Origin of the sequence: Phaeobacter sp. BS52 (genome assembly GCF_045040595.1) — a bacterium.
GTDB classification, from domain to species: domain Bacteria; phylum Pseudomonadota; class Alphaproteobacteria; order Rhodobacterales; family Rhodobacteraceae; genus Phaeobacter; species Phaeobacter piscinae.
Genome location: NZ_CP090662.1, coordinates 378,279 through 396,407 on the forward strand (window position 1 = coordinate 378,279; position 18,129 = coordinate 396,407).

The 18,129-nt window shown below is 60.7% G+C and carries 15 protein-coding genes and 4 pseudogenes; 9 read left to right on the forward strand and 10 right to left on the reverse strand.

What is annotated here, in order from left to right; all coding sequences use genetic code 11:
- Nucleotides 1-26 precede the first annotated feature (26 nt).
- The 3 genes and pseudogenes from L0Z65_RS01825 to gloB all read right to left on the reverse strand — a co-directional run bounded on the left by L0Z65_RS01825 (nt 27) and on the right by gloB (nt 4,277).
- A pseudogene (locus L0Z65_RS01825) lies at nt 27-993 on the reverse strand (M23 family metallopeptidase).
- A 4-nt stretch (nt 994-997) separates the two neighbouring features.
- Nucleotides 998-3,321, reverse strand: a pseudogene (gene clpA / locus L0Z65_RS01830) (ATP-dependent Clp protease ATP-binding subunit ClpA).
- Between the two features lie 182 nt (nt 3,322-3,503).
- Nucleotides 3,504-4,277, reverse strand: coding sequence for a hydroxyacylglutathione hydrolase (gloB, locus tag L0Z65_RS01835; protein ID WP_405110249.1), 774 nt, complete (start codon nt 4,275-4,277; stop codon nt 3,504-3,506).
- 65 nt (nt 4,278-4,342) lie between these two features.
- On the opposite strand from gloB, the gene L0Z65_RS01840 reads away from it, so the two are divergent.
- From L0Z65_RS01840 to L0Z65_RS01870, 7 genes and pseudogenes are all read left to right on the forward strand, one after another.
- Entirely contained in the window at nt 4,343-5,089 is a 747-nt protein-coding gene (locus tag L0Z65_RS01840; RefSeq protein WP_040180261.1) for a class I SAM-dependent methyltransferase, read from the forward strand.
- Between the two features lie 553 nt (nt 5,090-5,642).
- Nucleotides 5,643-6,203 (forward strand): F0F1 ATP synthase subunit delta, encoded by a 561-nt coding sequence (locus L0Z65_RS01845; protein ID WP_040173895.1) that lies wholly within the window; start codon nt 5,643-5,645, stop codon nt 6,201-6,203.
- Nucleotides 6,204-7,742: a F0F1 ATP synthase subunit alpha gene (gene atpA, locus L0Z65_RS01850; RefSeq protein ID WP_096871960.1), complete on the forward strand. Its 1,539-nt coding sequence runs from the start codon at nt 6,204-6,206 to the stop codon at nt 7,740-7,742.
- Between the two features lie 14 nt (nt 7,743-7,756).
- The gene (locus L0Z65_RS01855) at nt 7,757-8,638 is read left to right on the forward strand and encodes a F0F1 ATP synthase subunit gamma (RefSeq protein ID WP_014875414.1); all 882 of its coding nucleotides are present in this window, start codon (nt 7,757-7,759) and stop codon (nt 8,636-8,638) included.
- A gap of 20 nt (nt 8,639-8,658) precedes the next feature.
- Nucleotides 8,659-10,084: pseudogene (gene atpD / locus L0Z65_RS01860) on the forward strand (F0F1 ATP synthase subunit beta).
- An 11-nt stretch (nt 10,085-10,095) separates the two neighbouring features.
- Nucleotides 10,096-10,509: a F0F1 ATP synthase subunit epsilon gene (locus L0Z65_RS01865; RefSeq protein ID WP_024096363.1), complete on the forward strand. Its 414-nt coding sequence runs from the start codon at nt 10,096-10,098 to the stop codon at nt 10,507-10,509.
- A gap of 131 nt (nt 10,510-10,640) precedes the next feature.
- A complete protein-coding gene (locus L0Z65_RS01870; RefSeq protein WP_040173901.1) occupies nt 10,641-10,991 on the forward strand; it encodes an H-type lectin domain-containing protein in 351 nt (116 codons plus the stop codon).
- Nucleotides 10,992-10,997: 6 nt separating this feature from the next.
- Here the strand turns inward: L0Z65_RS01870 and L0Z65_RS01875 are convergent, their stop codons facing one another.
- Together L0Z65_RS01875 and L0Z65_RS01880 are read right to left on the reverse strand one after the other, a co-directional pair.
- Nucleotides 10,998-11,375, reverse strand: coding sequence for a GFA family protein (locus L0Z65_RS01875; protein ID WP_405110256.1), 378 nt, complete (start codon nt 11,373-11,375; stop codon nt 10,998-11,000).
- A 139-nt stretch (nt 11,376-11,514) separates the two neighbouring features.
- Nucleotides 11,515-12,536 (reverse strand): annotated as a pseudogene (locus tag L0Z65_RS01880) (ribose-phosphate pyrophosphokinase).
- 215 nt (nt 12,537-12,751) lie between these two features.
- Between L0Z65_RS01880 and L0Z65_RS01885 the strand changes: the two are divergent.
- Nucleotides 12,752-13,615, forward strand: a complete 864-nt coding sequence (locus tag L0Z65_RS01885) for an alpha/beta fold hydrolase (RefSeq protein WP_405110259.1) — start codon at nt 12,752-12,754, stop codon at nt 13,613-13,615.
- 105 nt (nt 13,616-13,720) lie between these two features.
- Here L0Z65_RS01885 and L0Z65_RS01890 read toward each other — a convergent pair whose 3' ends face one another.
- On the reverse strand, nt 13,721-14,155 hold the full coding sequence (locus L0Z65_RS01890) for a hypothetical protein (RefSeq protein WP_040173905.1): 435 nt from the start codon (nt 14,153-14,155) through the stop codon (nt 13,721-13,723).
- 91 nt (nt 14,156-14,246) lie between these two features.
- On the opposite strand from L0Z65_RS01890, the gene L0Z65_RS01895 reads away from it, so the two are divergent.
- Nucleotides 14,247-15,122, forward strand: coding sequence for a LysR family transcriptional regulator (locus tag L0Z65_RS01895; RefSeq protein ID WP_405110263.1), 876 nt, complete (start codon nt 14,247-14,249; stop codon nt 15,120-15,122).
- Nucleotides 15,123-15,158: 36 nt separating this feature from the next.
- Here the strand turns inward: L0Z65_RS01895 and L0Z65_RS01900 are convergent, their stop codons facing one another.
- The 4 genes from L0Z65_RS01900 to L0Z65_RS01915 form a co-directional block, all read right to left on the reverse strand.
- Nucleotides 15,159-16,139: a threonine aldolase family protein gene (locus L0Z65_RS01900; protein ID WP_405110266.1), complete on the reverse strand. Its 981-nt coding sequence runs from the start codon at nt 16,137-16,139 to the stop codon at nt 15,159-15,161.
- Nucleotides 16,140-16,610 carry a YcgN family cysteine cluster protein gene (locus L0Z65_RS01905; protein WP_040173908.1) on the reverse strand — a complete coding sequence of 157 codons (471 nt, stop codon included), beginning with the start codon at nt 16,608-16,610 and terminating at the stop codon, nt 16,140-16,142.
- Nucleotides 16,607-17,539, reverse strand: a complete 933-nt coding sequence (locus L0Z65_RS01910; RefSeq protein WP_040173909.1) for a bifunctional riboflavin kinase/FAD synthetase — start codon at nt 17,537-17,539, stop codon at nt 16,607-16,609. The genes L0Z65_RS01905 and L0Z65_RS01910 overlap by 4 nt, the downstream gene beginning before the upstream one ends.
- 81 nt (nt 17,540-17,620) lie before the next feature.
- On the reverse strand, nt 17,621-18,064 hold the full coding sequence (locus L0Z65_RS01915; protein ID WP_405110271.1) for a MaoC family dehydratase: 444 nt from the start codon (nt 18,062-18,064) through the stop codon (nt 17,621-17,623).
- Nucleotides 18,065-18,129: the final 65 nt, after the last annotated feature.

The following is an 18,129-nucleotide window of genomic DNA, read 5'->3' on the forward strand; positions in this document are numbered from 1 at the left end:
GTCAGGCGAGGCCAAGAGGTTTTGGTCTAGTCCACCGTCATGTCCTGCTGGTGCTGATCAATGACCTCTCCGTCGCGCATCAGCGTCGCTGTGGCGATGTAGCGACCGGGGAACAGCCCGGCACCGCGGACCCTCTTGCCAGATGCGCGGAACAATTGCGCCTGGGTCTTCTCCAGCCGCTCTGTCTGCTCCAGGAAGGGGCCGCCAGGCCCGTCGATCCGCAGCATCAGCTGATCGCCACTGCGCGCCCCGAAGGCATAGGCCCAAAAGACCAACGCGCCTGATCCGGCGGGCAGGGGGGCCTGATCTGCGGTCCCGGCCTTGATCGCGGCGAACTTCGGGACATGATCGGCAAACCCACTGCCGAGAAACCCGCCAGCCTGATAGGTGATGTCGTCTGCCCAGAGCGGTTGACCGATATCAGATCCGCAACCCTGCTCCATGCGGGGGCCGAACGGATCAACCGTCTTGCCATCCTTGCGCACAGAGAGGTGCAGGTGCGGGAACTGGGTGTTGCCGGAAAGGCCGATCTCCCCCAGAGGGGTGCCTGCGGTCACCTTGTCGCCGGATTGCACAAGAATGGAGCCGCGTTTCATGTGGCAGTATTGGGTTTCCCAGCCGTCGCCATGGCGCAGCAGAACCCCGTTGCCGCATTCGCGCCCCTCTATGGCCGGATCGCCGGGGCCGGTGGAATAGCGGTCTTCCATCCCGTCGCGGCTGCCAACCACGGTGCCGTCTGCGGCAGCGAAAACGGTGACGCCAGCGTCCATGTCGCTGAGGTAGGGCAGGGCAATGTCAGTCCCTTTGTGCCCATCGTAGGTAAGCGGATTGCAGGTAAAATCCTGTGTCGCCTAGCCCCAAAGCGCGGTCGACATATTGCTGGATCTGGCAGCTGTCACCCAAGGTGCAGTCGACGGGCCAATCCAGAACAAGATCGCTCGCCGCGACGGGCGCGGCGAGCGATGAGATAAATGCCAAAGGCAGGAGCCGCATGGGGTTACTCAGCCGTCAGAAGGGGCGGCTTGTCTCCAGAGATGCGCGGTTTGGCTGGGCCTTCGATCCGGAGATCCAGTTTGCCATCCTTGATGCCGACCTTGACAAGACCACCTTTGGCGAGTTTGCCGAACAGCAGCTCCTCAGCCAGCGGCTTCTTGATGTGCTCCTGAATGACGCGGCCCAGGGGACGGGCACCCATCCGGTCATCATAGCCCTTGTCCGCCAACCATTCGGCGGCCTTGCGGGTCAGCTCGATCGAGACGTTACGATCCATCAGCTGGGCTTCCAACTGCAGAACGAATTTCTCGACAACCTGCAGGATCACATCCTTGGGCAGCGGTGCGAAGGAGATGACCGCGTCCAGACGGTTGCGGAATTCCGGCGTGAACGTCCGCTCAATCGCAGCGGTGTCCTCGCCCTCGCGCCGGTCACGGCCGAAGCCGATGGCAGCCTTCGCCTGCTCAGATGCGCTCGGCGTTGGAGGTCATGATCAGCACCACATTGCGGAAATTCACCGTGCGACCGTTGTGGTCGGTCAGCTGGCCATTGTCCATCACCTGCAACAGGATGTTGAAGACGTCCGGGTGGGCCTTCTCGATTTCATCAAGCAACAGTACACAATGGGGGTGCTGGTCGACGCCATCGGTCAACAGGCCACCCTGATCAAAGCCGACATAGCCCGGAGGCGCGCCGATCAAGCGGGAGACCGCGTGTTTCTCCATATATTCCGACATGTCGAACCGCAGCAGCTCCACACCAAGCGTATCTGCAAGCTGTTTGGCCACTTCTGTTTTGCCGACACCGGTGGGGCCCGCAAAGAGGTAGTTGCCAATGGGTTTTTCCGGCTCACGCAGGCCCGCCCGCGCCAGTTTGATGGCGCTGGACAGGGCATCAATTGCGGCGTCCTGACCAAACACCACCCGCTTCAGCGAGCGCTCCAGATCCTTCAGCACTTCGGCGTCGTCTTTGGAGACATTCTTCGGCGGGATGCGGGCGATCTTGGCGACAACGGCCTCGATCTCCTTGACGCCGATGGTCTTGCGGCGCTTGCTCTCCACCACCAGATGCTGGGCGGCGCTAGGCCTCATCAATGACATCGATGGCCTTGTCCGGCAGTTTGCGATCATTGATGTAGCGGGCCGACAGTTCGACCGCAGATTTGATCGCATCGCTGGTAAAGCGGATGCCGTGATGGTCCTCGAAATAGGGTTTCAGCCCCTTCAGGATCTCGATGGAATCTTCGACCGAAGGTTCATTCACGTCGATTTTCTGGAACCGGCGCGACAGGGCGCGGTCCTTCTCGAAATGCTGACGGAATTCCTTGTAGGTGGTGGATCCCATGGTGCGCAGCTTGCCGCCCTGAAGCGCGGGCTTCAGCAGGTTGGAGGCATCCATTGCCCCGCCGGAGGTCGCCCCGGCGCCGATCACAGTGTGAATCTCATCGATGAAAAGCACCGCGTCGGGGTGATCTTCCAGCTCGGTCACCACGGCTTTCAGGCGTTCCTCAAAGTCACCGCGATAGCGGGTGCCTGCCAGCAGCGCGCCCATGTCGAGCGAGTAGATGGTGGTTTCCGACAGGGCCTCAGGGGTTTCACCAGCGACAATCTTGCGCGCGAGACCTTCGGCGATGGCGGTTTTGCCAACGCCGGGATCGCCGACCAGAAGCGGATTGTTTTTGCGACGGCGGCACAGCACCTGAATACAGCGCTCAACCTCGTGGCTGCGCCCGATCAGAGGGTCAATGTCACCCTCGCGGGATTTTTCATTGAGATCGACGCAGTATTTCGCCAGCGCGCTCTCTTTCTTGTCGCCCTCGGTGGTGGGCTGGGGTTCATCCTCGACCTCCGGAGAGCCGGAGACTGGGCGGGATTCACCGAAGGCCGGATCCTTGGCCACGCCATGGGCGATGAAATTCACCGCATCATAGCGGGTCATGTCCTGATCCTGCAGGAAGTAGGCGGCGTCGCTCTCACGCTCGGCAAAGATGGCCACCAGAACATTGGCACCCGTGACCTCGGTCCGGCCGGAGCTTTGAACGTGGATGGCGGCGCGTTGGATCACGCGCTGAAAGGCAGCGGTTGGAACCGCTTCTGAGCCGTCGATATCAGTGACCAGATTGGCGAGATCCTCATCGACAAATTCGACAAGGGTCGCGCGCAACTCGGTGAGGTCCACGCTGCAGGCGCGCATGACGCGCGACGCCTCGGGCTCGTCCAGCAGGGCAAGCAGCAGGTGTTCCAGGGTTGCGAATTCGTGACGCCGTTCGTTTGCCAGCGCAAGCGCGGCGTGAATGGCCTGTTCCAAAGTGCTCGAGAATGAAGGCACGGGCGTGCTCCTCTTGGTCTTGGGTTGGCGGTGAGGCTGCGGGACGGATGCCTAGCCTTCCACAGTCCAACCATGTCCTGATAGTATTAGAGTTTGGTTGATACGTGCCCGGCTTCAAGTTCTTTCTTGCAATTTCTTGTCACATTTATCGTGACTGTGCCGTGAAAAGGCGCCTGGCGCGCTCAAAACTTGTCCTTTCGCGCCCGGATTTCCGCAAACACCTCGGCGGCTGAGGCTCCCGCCATGCCAATCGCCTGTTTGAGGCTGTCGAGATGCGCCCGCAGGAAAGGGTTGGTGTCCAGTTCGTCCTGCAACTGCGAGGGCACGGTTGGCAGATCGTCCGCGCGGGCGGCATCAATGGCTTTGCAGCGGCGTTGCAGCGCGGCGTTGTCCGGCTCGATTGTAAGTGCGAACCGGGCATTGGACTGGGTATACTCATGGCCGGAATAGACCGTTGTGTCTCCCGGTAGGGCTGCGAGTTTCTGCAGGCTCTGCCACATCTGTTCGGGGGAGCCCTCAAACAAGCGCCCAGATCCCAGCGCCATCAGGCTGTCTGCGGTGAACACCGCGGCGGCATTTGGGATGTGAAAGGCGATATGGCCGATCGTATGCCCGGAAACATCCAGCACGCGGACGTCCTCGCCAAGGCAGGTGAAGCTGTCGCCCTCTGCCACTGCCAGATCCAGATCGGGCAGACGGTGGGCGTCAGCCTTGGCACCGACGATTTGCGGATCATAGGCAGCTTGCAGCTCCGCAACGCCATCAATGTGATCCCAGTGGTGATGCGTGAGCAGGATCTGGTCCAGCCCCCATCCACGCCGGTCCAGTTCGGCGCGAATGGCTGCGGCTTCGGGCGCATCGACCAGTGCGGTGTGACCGGTTTCGGCATTGTGCAGCAAAAAGGCATAGTTGTCGGAGAGACAGGGCAGGGTAACGATGTCAAGGGGCATGGTCATTCGCTTCTCGATGGGTAAACTGACGGCGACTGGCCTCAGATTGGCCCAAGCAACGGACGCCCGCAATGCATCTTGATGTTCAGGATCTGAGGAATTTCTATTATCGCAGCACCCTGGGACGGGCGGCGCAGGCGTCAATCCGTGGGCGGCTGCTGGAGTTGTGGCCCGAAGCGGCGGGACAGACAGTTGCAGGCTTTGGCTTTGCCGCGCCGCTGCTGCGCCCTTATCTGGCCGAGGCGCGGCGGGTGATTGCACTGATGCCGGGACCGCAGGGGGTGATGCAGTGGCCTGCGGGACTGCCCAATGTCTCGGTGCTCTGCGAGGAGACCGCTTGGCCGATTGAAACCGGACATGTCGACCGGCTGGTATTGCTGCACGGGCTTGAGACCTCGGATCGGCCGTCGCATCTTCTGGAGGAATGCTGGCGGGTGCTTGGTCCCGGCGGGCGGGCCGTGTTTGTTGTGCCCAACCGTGCTGGCCTTTGGGCGCGGTCGGATGTGACACCGTTCGGGTTTGGGCGGCCCTATACGCTCAGTCAGGTGGAAAATCAGCTGCGCTTGCATCAGTTCACCGTCGAGCGGCATTCTGCGGCGCTCTACCTGCCGCCCAGCCAGCGCCGCTTCTGGCTGAAATCCGGCCCGTTGTTCGAGCGTATGGGGGACCGGTTACCGGCGATGCTGGGGGGCGGGGTGTTTTTGGTCGAAGTGAGCAAGCAGGTGCATTCCCAGCGTGGTGAGATGACCCGGCTGCGACCGCCCAGTCCGATCCGGGTGCTGGAAGGGTTGTCCAACCCGATGCCGGAACCGGCCTGAACCTGCGCGGTGTTTCAGACGTGAGCATCGAGGCGGGTTTCTGCTCCGTTTGACCAAGGGTCGCCAGCGCAGGACGCTGCGTCGCGAGCGCCCTGGGCTGGACAGGCGGCGCAAATTCGGGCGGTCTCAAATAGGCAGGTCTTAATCTTGGCACGGCGAAGGGCGTGACGTTACGGGAGCCGGCGCTGGGCAGTTGGCGGCTTGATTCCCCGCTGATGGTTCAAAATCGCGCTTTCAGCGCTCATTTTCGACGGTTTGGAGGTTTTTTCACCTGCAAGGCGCGTTTTTTACTGATTTGGAATCGCAAAATTGACCCCTAAAGTTGGTTTTTTTGACGCATGTTCTGTCGTTTCATCGGGTGTTATCGTCTAATCATTTGAAAACGCTTGGAACTTCCTTTTTCACCCTGCCGTCCAAGGCAGTTGATAGGTTGCCAACGCTCTGCTACATCCACGCTGATTTTGACGCCCCACCAAATTGTGGGGAGACCTCACGCCCCCGGACGCCGCCTGCACTAGGTCAGCCAACCGGGGCCAATATCGGAAGGGTGGACGTGTCCGAACCAGCTTCGATCTCCGCAGGCATTGCCGCGCGCTATGCCACCGCGATCTTTGAGATCGCCGAAGAGAGCAAGGCGCTTGATAGCCTTGAAACCAGCATCAATGACCTGTCTGCCGCTTTGGCGGATAGCGAAGATCTCCGCGACCTGATCACGTCACCCCTGGTGTCGCGTCAGGAGCAGGGGACAGCGATCACCGCGATTGCCAAGAAAATGGGCCTGGACCCGGTTCTGAGCAATGCGCTGACGCTGATGGCCGAAAAGCGGCGCCTGTTCGTGGTGCCTGCGCTGCTTGACGCTCTGCGCGCACGCCTGGCCGAAACCCGTGGTGAGATCACCGCCGATGTCACATCGGCCAAGGCGCTGACCAAGACCCAGAGCGAAAAACTGGCCAAGACTTTGGCCGAGCGCACTGGCAAAAAGGTCGTAATCAATGCAACCGTCGATGAAAGCATCATTGGCGGTCTTGTCGTTAAAGTGGGCTCGAAGATGATCGACAACTCGATCCGCTCCAAGCTCAACTCCCTACAGAACGCAATGAAAGAGGTCGGATAAATGGGTATCCAAGCAGCAGAGATTTCTGCGATCCTGAAAGACCAGATCAAGAATTTTGGTCAAGAAGCTGAGGTGGCAGAGATTGGCCGCGTGCTGTCCGTTGGTGACGGTATCGCCCGTGTGTACGGTCTCGACAATGTCCAGGCCGGCGAGATGGTCGAATTCCCCGGCGGCATCATGGGCATGGCGCTGAACCTCGAAGCCGACAACGTCGGTATCGTTATCTTCGGCTCCGACCGTGACATCAAAGAAGGTGACACCGTCAAGCGCACCAACTCCATCGTGGACGTTCCCGCTGGCCCCGAGCTGCTGGGTCGCGTTGTCGACGGTCTGGGCAACCCGCTGGACGGCAAGGGCCCGATCAACGCGGCAGAGCGCAAAGTTGCTGACGTAAAGGCGCCCGGCATTATCCCGCGTAAATCGGTCCACGAACCGATGGCAACCGGCCTCAAGTCCGTTGACGCGATGATCCCGATCGGCCGTGGCCAGCGAGAGCTGATCATTGGTGACCGTCAGACCGGTAAAACCGCCGTTGCTCTGGACGCGATCCTGAACCAGAAAGTCTACAACGACGCCGCTGGTGATGATGAATCCAAGAAACTGTACTGTGTTTATGTTGCTGTCGGCCAGAAGCGCTCGACCGTGGCCCAGCTGGTGAAGAAGCTGGAAGAAACCGGTGCGATGGAATATTCGATCGTGGTTGCTGCAACCGCGTCCGAACCGGCCCCGATGCAGTTCCTGGCCCCCTATGCCGCGACCGCAATGGCCGAATACTTCCGCGACAGCGGCAAGCACGCGCTGATCATCTATGATGACCTGTCCAAACAGGCTGTGGCCTATCGCCAGATGTCCCTGCTGCTGCGTCGCCCGCCGGGCCGTGAAGCTTATCCTGGTGACGTTTTCTACCTCCACTCCCGTCTGCTGGAACGTTCCGCGAAGCTGAACGAAGAATTCGGTGCAGGCTCGCTGACCGCGCTGCCCGTCATCGAAACCCAGGGCGGCGACGTGTCCGCGTTTATTCCGACCAACGTGATTTCCATCACCGACGGTCAGATCTTCCTGGAAACCGAACTGTTCTATCAGGGCATCCGTCCTGCTGTGAACACCGGTCTGTCTGTTTCGCGTGTGGGCTCCTCCGCTCAGACCAACGCGATGAAATCGGTTGCTGGTCCGGTGAAACTGGAACTGGCTCAGTACCGCGAAATGGCGGCCTTTGCGCAGTTTGGCTCCGATCTGGACGCCGCCACCCAGCAGCTGCTGAACCGTGGTGCGCGTCTGACCGAGCTGATGAAGCAGCCCCAGTATGCACCGCTGACCAACGCAGAGATCGTCTGTGTGATCTTCGCAGGCACCAACGGCTACCTCGACAAAGTCGACGTAAAAGAAGTTGGCCGCTACGAGGCTGGCCTGCTGGCGCATCTGCGCAGCAAGCATCAGGACCTGCTTGACTGGATCACCACCGAAGATCCGAAGATCAAGGGTGACGCAGCCGACAAGATCAAAGCAGCTCTGGACGCGTTCGCAGCTGACTTCGCTTAAGGGGGGATCAGGCGTTGCCTAACCTTAAAGACCTTAAAAACAGGATCGCGTCGGTCAAATCGACCCGCAAGATCACCAAGGCCATGCAGATGGTCGCGGCTGCAAAACTGCGCCGCGCCCAAGAGGCTGCCGAGGATGCGCGTCCCTATGCCGAACGGTTCAACGCCGTTATGGCCGGGCTGGCCGCATCTGTCGGTGGCAGCGATTCTGCACCCAAGCTGCTTGCCGGCACCGGTAGCGACCAGGTTCATCTCCTGGTCGTGCTGACCGCCGAACGCGGGCTTTGCGGGGGCTTCAATTCCAACATCGCCAAGCTGGCGCGGGCCAAGGCCCAGGCGCTGGTCGCGGCGGGCAAGACCGTCAAGATCCTGACGGTTGGCAAAAAAGGCCGGGACGCGATGAAACGCGACCTTGGTGACTATTTTGTCGGTCATGTGGATCTGAGCGAAGTCAAACGCCTTGGCTACGCCAATGCGCAGGACATCGCCAAGGATGTTCTGGCCCGCTTTGATGCCGGGGATTTCGACGTTGCCACGCTCTTCTACGCGAAGTTCGTGAACGTTGTGACCCAGGTGCCGACTGCCCAGCAGGTGATCCCGGCGTCCTTTGATGCCAAGGAAGACGACGCTGCGACCAGCTCTGCCGTCTACGACTACGAGCCCAGCGAAGAGGCCATTCTGGCCGACCTGCTGCCGCGCGGTGTCGCAACGCAGATCTTTGCAGCGCTGCTGGAAAATGGGGCCTCCGAACAGGGTGCCCGGATGAGCGCGATGGACAATGCCACCCGTAACGCGGGTGAGATGATCGACAAGCTGACCATTGAGTTCAACCGCTCGCGTCAGGCCGTGATCACCAACGAGCTGATTGAAATTATTTCGGGCGCTGAGGCGCTCTAAAAGAAAACCGGAGACGAAACATGGCAAATGCAAAAGGCAAGGTGACCCAGATCATCGGCGCCGTTGTGGACGTTCAATTCGACGACCACCTGCCGGCGATCTTGAACGCGCTGACCACCGACAACAACGGTAAGACGCTGGTTCTGGAAGTTGCTCAGCACCTGGGCGAAAACACCGTCCGTACCATCGCGATGGATGCGACCGAAGGTCTGGTTCGTGGTCAGGCCGTGGCTGACACCGACGCACCGATCTCGATCCCCGTCGGCAACGCAACCCTGGGCCGCATCCTGAACGTTGTGGGTGAGCCCGTTGACGAGCAGGGCCCCGTTGTGGCTGCGGAAACCCGCGCCATCCACCAGCCCGCGCCCGAGTTCAGCGACCAGTCCACCGAATCCGAAGTGCTGGTGACCGGCATCAAGGTGATCGACCTTCTGGCCCCCTACGCCAAGGGTGGTAAGATTGGTCTGTTCGGCGGCGCTGGCGTTGGCAAAACCGTTCTCATCATGGAACTGATCAACAACATCGCAAAAGTGCACTCGGGCTTCTCCGTGTTCGCGGGTGTTGGTGAACGGACCCGTGAAGGCAACGACCTCTACCACGAGATGATCGAATCCAACGTTATCAAACCTGATAACCTGGAAGAGTCGCAGGTTGCTCTGGTTTATGGCCAGATGAACGAGCCTCCGGGTGCGCGTGCCCGTGTTGCTCTGACCGGTCTGACCCTGGCGGAACAGTTCCGTGACCAGTCCGGCACCGACGTTCTGTTCTTCGTGGACAACATCTTCCGCTTTACTCAGGCGGGTTCCGAGGTGTCCGCTCTGCTCGGCCGTATTCCTTCGGCTGTGGGCTACCAGCCGACGCTGGCGACCGACATGGGTGCGATGCAGGAACGTATTACCTCCACCAAGAACGGCTCGATCACCTCGATCCAGGCTGTGTATGTTCCCGCGGATGACCTTACCGACCCGGCACCGGCAACCACCTTTGCCCACCTGGACGCGACCACCGTTCTTAACCGTTCGATCTCGGAACTGGGCATCTACCCGGCTGTTGACCCGCTCGACTCCACGTCGCGCCTGATGGATCCTTCGATCGTTGGCGAAGAGCATTATGCCGTGGCGTCCGACGTTCAGCAGATCCTTCAGCGCTACAAGTCGCTGCAGGACATCATCGCGATCCTCGGCATGGACGAACTGTCCGAAGAGGACAAGCTGACCGTGACCCGTGCACGTAAGATCCAGCGCTTCCTCTCGCAGCCGTTCGACGTTGCGAAGGTCTTCACCGGCGCAGACGGCAAGCAGGTTCCGCTTGAGGACACCATCAAGTCGTTCAAGGCCGTTGTGGCTGAGCGAATACGATCACCTGCCCGAAGGCGCCTTCTACATGGTTGGCGGCATCGACGAAGTGATCGCAAAAGCCGAGAAAATGGCTGCTGACGCGGCCTAAGGAGGGCCCTGATGGCTGATACGATGCAATTCGACCTCGTGAGCCCGGAGCGCCGCCTGGCGTCGCTCCCGGTGACCGCGGTAATGATCCCCGGCGCGGAAGGCGACATGACGGCTATGGCCAATCATGCGCCGACCATCACCACGCTGCGTCCGGGTGTCCTGCGGGTCGAAAGCCCGCAAGGCACATCGGAATATCTGGTCACCGGTGGCTTTGCTGAAATCGGCGCTGACGGTCTGTCTGTCCTTGCTGAGAAGGCAATCCCCATGGACCAGCTGACACGCGCGCAACTGGACGAGCTGATTGAAGAGGCCCGCACGACCTACAAGGCCGTGCAGGACACCGATCAACCGCATGGCCTCGTTGAAGATGCGGCGAAGCTGCTCGCCGATATGGAAGCCCTGGGCACCCATATGAGCCTCTGATCCGTCAGAGCCATGGCACACGAAATTAAACCGGCCCCTTGCGGGCCGGTTTTGTTTTTTGGCACTCTTGCCGCATAGATCAGACGCAGAGAAATACGGGCCGGGCGCAGCTCCGGGGGCAGGCACGCAGTATGAAACGGGTACACAGCCCCAGACTTGGGGTGGATCAGGGCGACATCGAGATTTTCTCGGAGTTTGAGAATGGCGGCACCATGTGGACCGGGGCGGGCCCCCGGGAGCGGCGGCGCAGCGTGCGGTTTTCTGAGCCCTTTGCCGAGCTGCCTGCGGTGCATCTTTCCAGTTCGCTGATGGATATTGATTCCGGCGCCGCGATCCGGGCTGAGCTGGTCGCCGATAGCATCACCACAGAGGGGTTTGATGTGGTCTTTCGCACCTGGAACGACAGCCGTATCGCGCGTATTCGCGCCTCCTGGCTGGCGATTGGCAGCTTGCCCTTTGCAGATGACTGGGACGTGCCTTAGGCGGCTCTAGTCGCCGTCTCTGTCCCTGTCGTGGCAGGCTGTGCCCGTGAACTGTGGCAACCAGTCCTCGCGGCGGCGGCACCAGACCTCATACTCAGGCGTCAGGCCGTTTGTGTCGTCCAGGCTGCCCAGATGCACCTCGATTTCATCCCCGGTTTGGGCAAAGACGGAGGACCCGCAGGTGCCGCAGAAATGGCGGCCTTTATAGTGGTGTGGCCTGCCTTCAATGTGGACCGCCTGCGTGGGAAAAATCGCGGCTGCGTAAAACAGTGCCCCGTGATGTCTGCGGCAGTCCCGGCAGTGGCAGATCCCAACCCTGAGCGGCGGACCGGATGTGGTGATCCTGACGGCCCCGCACAGGCACCCCCCCTGATAGTGTTCCATGCCGCTGCCTCCTGCATTGCGATGTGTCGCAGCATAGCAGTTTTAGGGGGGGCGGAGACAGGGGAGCCCGCGCCACGAAAAACCCCACGCGCCGGGTGCCGGGCGTGGGGGCTAATTCCTCAGGATTTGCGCGCGCGGCTTAGCCGTTGCGCGACAGCGATTCGTAGATCGGGACCAGCGTCTTATCCTCAAACAGCGAGGACACCGAGGTGCCGTGCCAAATATTGAGGATCGCCTGAGTGAACAGGGGCGCCGTCGGCAGGATGCGGATATTTGGCGCGCCGAGAACGGCTTCGGTGGGCTGAATGGTATCGGTCAGCACCAGCGATTTCATCACCGAGTTGCTGACGCGCTCCACTGCGGGGCCACTCATGACGCCGTGGGTGATATAGGCGTGAACTTCCTTGGCGCCATTGTCGAGCAGGACGCTGAGCGGCCTTGCAGAGGGTGCCGAGCGGTGTCGCACATATCGTCGATGATGAGACAGATCTTATCGGTCACATCGCCAATCACAGTCATCTCGGCCACTTCGCCTGCCTTTTCGCGGCGTTTGTCCACGATCGACAGCGGTGCATTGATCCGCTTGGCCAGCTCACGCGCGCGTGCCACGCCGCCGACGTCGGGCGAGACCACCATGATTTCGTCCATGCTGTCCTTGAACTGGTTTTTCACATCCAGCGCAAAGATCGGCGAGGCATAGAGATTGTCGACCGGGATATCAAAGAAGCCCTGAATCTGGGCGGCGTGCAGATCCATGGTCAGCACCCGTTCGATGCCCGCGCCGGTCAGCATATTGGCAACCAGTTTGGCCGAAATCGGGGTGCGCGCCTTGGTGCGGCGATCCTGACGGGCGTAGCCGAAATACGGGATCACTGCGGTGATACGCTGGGCCGAAGACCGGCGCAGTGCATCAGCGATGATCAACAGCTCCATCAGGTTGTCATTGGCCGGGTTTGAGGTCGGCTGAATGATGAACATGTCCTCGCCGCGGACGTTCTCATAGACTTCGACGAAGATCTCGCCGTCGTTGAACCGCTCGACCCGGGCATCAACGAGGCCCTGATCGACACCGCGGTGCATCGACATGCGGCGGGTAATGGTTTCGGCAAGCGGAAGATTGGCGTTCCCAGCAATCAGCTTGGGTTCGTTCAAGGTCGGCATTGGCTGTTATCCCCAGGCAGCAATGGCAGTGTGACAGATTCGTGATGTTGAACCCCGCTTAGCATGGGCGTACCCTCGCGCCTAGATTTAATGCGGGAGAACAGGCCCATGGTGGCGAACGACAGAGCAGGAGAAACCTGCTGGGGTTGCAGGAAAGAGTGGAAGACAGTGGCACTGGTTGAAGGTGGCCGAACCGCCACAACCGGGTGGCAATGATGGGGGCGATGTCTACCGGGCTGGCGCAGCCTGTTGCCAGCCATGTTTTTGGATGTGGTCCCAGAAAGGTGATGGCCGTTCACTGCTCGCTTGCTCATTCCGGTGCCTGGCGCGGGTTGGCTACCATTCTGGAAGAACAAGTGATGGTCTCCAGTTTTGACATGTTGTCCCACGGCCGAAGCCCGGACTGGGATGGCGAAGGGCTGCTGCAACTGCGCAACGCCGAGGCGGGGCTGGCTCTGATTGAGGCTGAAAATCTCGCCAAAGACGGTCCGATTGATCTGATCGGCCATTCTTTTGGTGCCACGGTCGTTCTGGCAATGGCCCAGATGCGCCCGGATCTGGTGCGCTCGCTGGTGATGGTTGAGCCGGTTTTCTTCTCGCTGGCGAGCGCAGCGGAGACCACCGACCCCGAGGCGCTGGAGGCGCTGCGCAGGGATCACATGACGGTGCGCGAAACATATCTGAACGGCGACGTTGAACATGCGACACGGCTGTTCAACCGGGCATGGGGGGCGGGCCACCCAAAGTGGAACGATCTGCCCGAAAGCGCCCGGGACGCTATGGTGCGCAGTTTTCCAGCCGTGATGGCCTGCGATACACAAGTCTATGAGGACATGCTGGGGGTGCTGACACCGGAGAAGCTGGCGCGCGTGACGATGCCCTGTCTGCTGATTGATGGCGGTAAGAGCCAGCCCATTATGCATGAGGTCATTCGTGCGTTGGCTGCACGGCTGCCGGATGTGACCTGCCGCCGAATTGACAGCGCCGGGCATATGCTGCCGATCACCCATCCTGCTGAAACCGCCGCGCTGCTGCAGGGGTTCTGGCCGGAGGTCATACCGGCACCAGCTGAGGTTTAAGCTATCCATCATGTCCCTTGCCGGGGCTGTCTGACCAGAGAAAGCCGAGGCTGCACTGCGCCTCGGCTTTGCGTTTTTGAGGGTCACTGGGGTGAGAGGGTGGGGTCAGATATCGTTCACCGTGGTGACGGTTTCGCGAAAATAGTCAATTTTGCCATCCGCCTGATGCGACAGGATGAAGGTGACGCTTTCCACCATGCGGCCACGCACAGCGTAGTGATAGCGTTGATGAAAGCGGGTGTTGTACCAGCCATCGCCCAGATCCTGTGAGCTGAGTCCGACAATTTTGGTTCCCTGGGGAAACACCTCCGGCCCAAGCCGGGACAGGATCACGCCGAAGCCTTCAATATCCGTGGCCTGTTGCCAGCTGACGTCGACACCGTCGCTGTCGCGGTAGTGGTCAATGCGGAAATCAATGTCCGGCGCGATAAAGCCCATCAGAGCCGGATCGCCTGCTTCAAACAGCCGGAGCAATTGCTCGATGGCAGGTTGCGATGTGGTGTCGGTACCGGGGGCGGTGGCCAGATTGGTTGCGGACATGGTGTTCTCCTGTTGGGTGTGAAGTCAGGATCGCAAAGAAATCTGACATAGGGAATTGCTCTGCCGTCTATCCTGAGTATAGTTTTGAACTATGGATGATCTCACACCGCTTCGGTACTTTCGCGCCGCCTATGAATTAGGAACCTTCAGCGCTGCAGCTCGCGCTTGCGATGTACGCCAGCCTTCGGTCTCTGCCGCGATTGCCCGGCTTGAAGATCGCTATGACGGGCCATTGTTTCACCGCAGTAGGGATGGGCTGACGCCAACCGCGCTCGGCCATGAGCTGTATAGCCAGGCCGGGGGTGTTCTGGCACAGGTGAGCCAGCTTGAGGCACGGCTGAAAGGTCATGTGGCGCGTATGGTACGTGTGTATTGCGCGCCGGATGTGATGATGGCGCCGTTTGAGACCGGGTTGGCCCGGATCCGCCGTGCGGTGCCGCGGGCGCAGTTTCAATTCACCGATGATGCGCTGCAGGCCGATCTGCAGTTTGTCGCCGAAAGCTGCCTGCCGCGTGGCTGCGGGTATCACCCGCTCTGGCAGGAGCGTTACGGCCTTGCGCTTCACTGCGCGCATCCGCTGTTGGCGAAGGCAAAGCTGACCCTCGCCGATATGGCCGGGGAGGCGCTGATTGCGCGCCCTTATTGTCCCAGCGCCGATCGCTTTCAGACTTCGCTGGCGCAGGGGGAGGCGGCATTGGCGGGGCTGCGGGTGGCGGCCAGCGCGATCCATGATGCCCAGCTGATGGATCTGGTGGCCGCCGGATTGGGGGTGGCGCTAATGCCGATGTCCCATGGTGAGGCCCATCATGGCATTGTGTTGCGTGACATTTCGGACATCGACCCGGTGACGCGGGTGGTGGGTGTCGGTTACCGCAAGACCGGGTTTGCGGGCGACATGGCCCGGCATTTTCTCAACCGTGAGAGCGTCGTTGGTACCATGTCTTTGGCCTCGGTGGCGGCAGTCTGAAAGCAGCCGTTGGAACCGCCGCGCTCAGGATATGATCTACAGCAGCGCCAGAAACGCGTCGATCTGATCGTCGCCGATCGACCAGTCACAGACAAAGCGCGCTGTGAGTTCTTCCTCTGCTGCGCCGTCCAGGGTTCCGTCCCAGAGATGATAGACAGCGCCCGCATCGAACAGCCGCTGATGGGTCGCGCGGGGCAGCGCGGCAAAGATCATATTGGCCTGCGGTTCATGACTGAAATGGGCGCCCGCATTGCGCAACCCTGTCGCCAGACGCGCGGCTTTTGCATTGGCGGCGCGGGCGTTTCTCAGCCACAGATCGTCGGTCAGATAGACCAGCATCTGCGCCGACAGATAACGGTGTTTGGAGAACAGATGCGCGCCGCGTTTGCGGCGATATTCGAACTCCTGGGCCTTTGCCGGATCGAAGAAGATCACCGCCTCGACGCCCATGCAGCCGTTCTTGGTGCCGCCAAAAGAGACCAGCGCGTTGGTAAAACGCGCCCCGTCCAGATGCATTGGCAGGCCGTAGGATGTGGCCACATCGCCAAGGGCCGCCAGCTCATCCACTGTGTAGACCGTGCCGAATTCGGTCACCTGGGTGATCGAGACCGGTCCGCGTTGCGGCCCGTGTACGCCACGGGTTTCCTCGCCCTCGATTGCGGCGCGCAGATTGGCAGGCGTCATCTTGTCGGCTGCAGTGACCAGCGTCAGCTTGGCGCCGCCGGTGTAGAACTCCGGCGCATTGCATTCGTCCATATTGATATGGGCGGGGGCGCTGCAAAACAGCGTCTGCCACGGCTGCGACAGAGTTGACAGCGCCAGCACATTGGCCGCCGTGCCGGTTGCCACCAGATAGATGGCAGCCTCCGGTGCTTCAAAGATCTCGCGAATGCGGGCCGTGACCTTGGCCATCTCCTCATCAGCGCCATAGCCCATGGCGTAGCCGGTGTTCGCGGCATTCAGCGCTGTGAGGATTTCGGGATTGGCCGGGCCGGAATTGTCAGAGGCGAAATGCATTTAGAGCGGCTCCTCGATAATATGCTCTTCCCAGTCTTCTTCGGGGGTGTCGAATTCGGAAACGGTCCAGCCGCGCACCGAGACACCCGCCTCATGCACGCTGGCCGGATCACCGGTGATCAACGGATGCCAGTCGGGCAGGGGGTTGCCCTCCCACAGCAGGCGATAGGCGCAGGTCTGCGGCATCCAATAGGCGTGGGTGTCCAGATTGTCCGGTTTCAGCACGATACACTCTGGAACAAACTGGTGGCGGTTCTCATAATGGGCACAGCGGCAGGTGGCATCATCCAGCAAGCGGCAGGCAACACGGGTCAGCGCGACCTCGCCGCTGTCTTCGTCCTCCAGCTTGTTGAGGCAGCACTTGCCACAGCCGTCACAAAGCGCCTCCCACTCACGGTTGTTCAGCTTCGCCAGTGGTTTCTTTTCCCAGAACCGTTTGGCCAGTCCGTTGCGATCAATACCGTCGCTCATAGGGCCGCCAAAAGGCTGCGCGCCTGTGTGCAATCCGCGTCCATCTGTGCCAGCAACCCGTCGAGCCCGTCAAAGGTCATTTCCGGGCGCAGGTATTCTACCAGACCGACAGACAGCGTCGCACCATAGAGGTTGCCGGTGAAGTCAAACAGGAAGGTTTCGATGTTGGGGTGGCTGCCGTCAAACATCGGACGCACACCAACGGAGGCCGCCCCGTGATAGCTGCCCTGATGCGGCCCATCCAGCACATCAACCAGCACCGCATAGACGCCGAAGGCAGGCTGATGCAGCCCGTCGATGGACATATTCGCGGTGGGATAGCCCAGTTCGCGGCCGCGCTGTTCGCCGCCGATCACTTCGCCCTCAATCCGGTGCCAATGGCCCAGCATGTTGGCGGCATCCCGCGGGCGTCCGTCACTCAATGCGCGGCGAATGGCGGTGGAGGACACTGTGTCCTCGGAGTATTCCATCAGCGGGGCGATAGTCACGCCAAACCCCATATCCTCACCAAAGCGTTTGAGATCCTCGGCGGTGCCCGCACGCCCCTTGCCGAAACAGAAGTCGGAGCCGACAACCACATGCCGCAGCCCCAACCCGTCAGCGATGACCTTGCGTGCAAAAGCTTCGGGCGTGAGGCCAGACAGCGCCGCGTTGAAGTTCAGCTGATAGAGGCGCTCGACTCCCAGCTTTTCCAGCCGCGACGCGCGCGCCTCGGCTGACATCAGCCGGAACGGTGGGGCCTCCGGGGCAAAGAACTCACGTGGGTGCGGCTCAAATGTCATCACCCCCAGCGGCGCTTGCGGCTCTGCCTCGCGGGCCAGGTCGATGACCGATTGATGACCGCGATGAACACCATCGAAATTGCCGATGGCGGCGACGGCTCCACGATCCTTTGGATCTACGAATTGAAAGTCACGGATAATGCGCATGGCCACTGCCTAGCCGCGCCGACGCGCGCTTGCAAGAGCCATGCCGCGGGTTGGTGCCGGTTGCTGCGGGGCCGCCTTGGCTCAGTCAAACTTGCGGGACGGCGCCATCACCATGGCCTCACCGACCAACACCTTCTTGCCGTCGACCATGCAGCGGCAATCCAGCTTGACCCGCCGCTTGTCGATTTCGATGCCAGTGACTTCGACCTCGGCCAGAACCAGATCGCCGGGGCGCACAGGGGCGAGGAACTTCAGCGACTGGCTCATGTAGATGGTGCCATGGCCGGGCAGCTGCTCGCCGATCACCGCAGAGATCAGCCCGGCTGTCAGCATCCCATGAGCAATGCGCCCCTGAAACATGGTGTCCTGAGCGTAATCCTCATCCAGGTGCACAGGATTATGATCGGTCGAGACTTCGGCGAACATCTCGATGTCCTTATCTGTCACCGCTTTGCGCAGATAGCGGACCATCCCCATTTCGATATCTTCAATGCAGATGGTCCCGCGTGGAAAATTGTCCAACATGTGCCTCTCCCGGTTGCCGTAGATTTGCAGTCGATTGTTTATTGGCGGTCCGTCTGGTGTGGGTC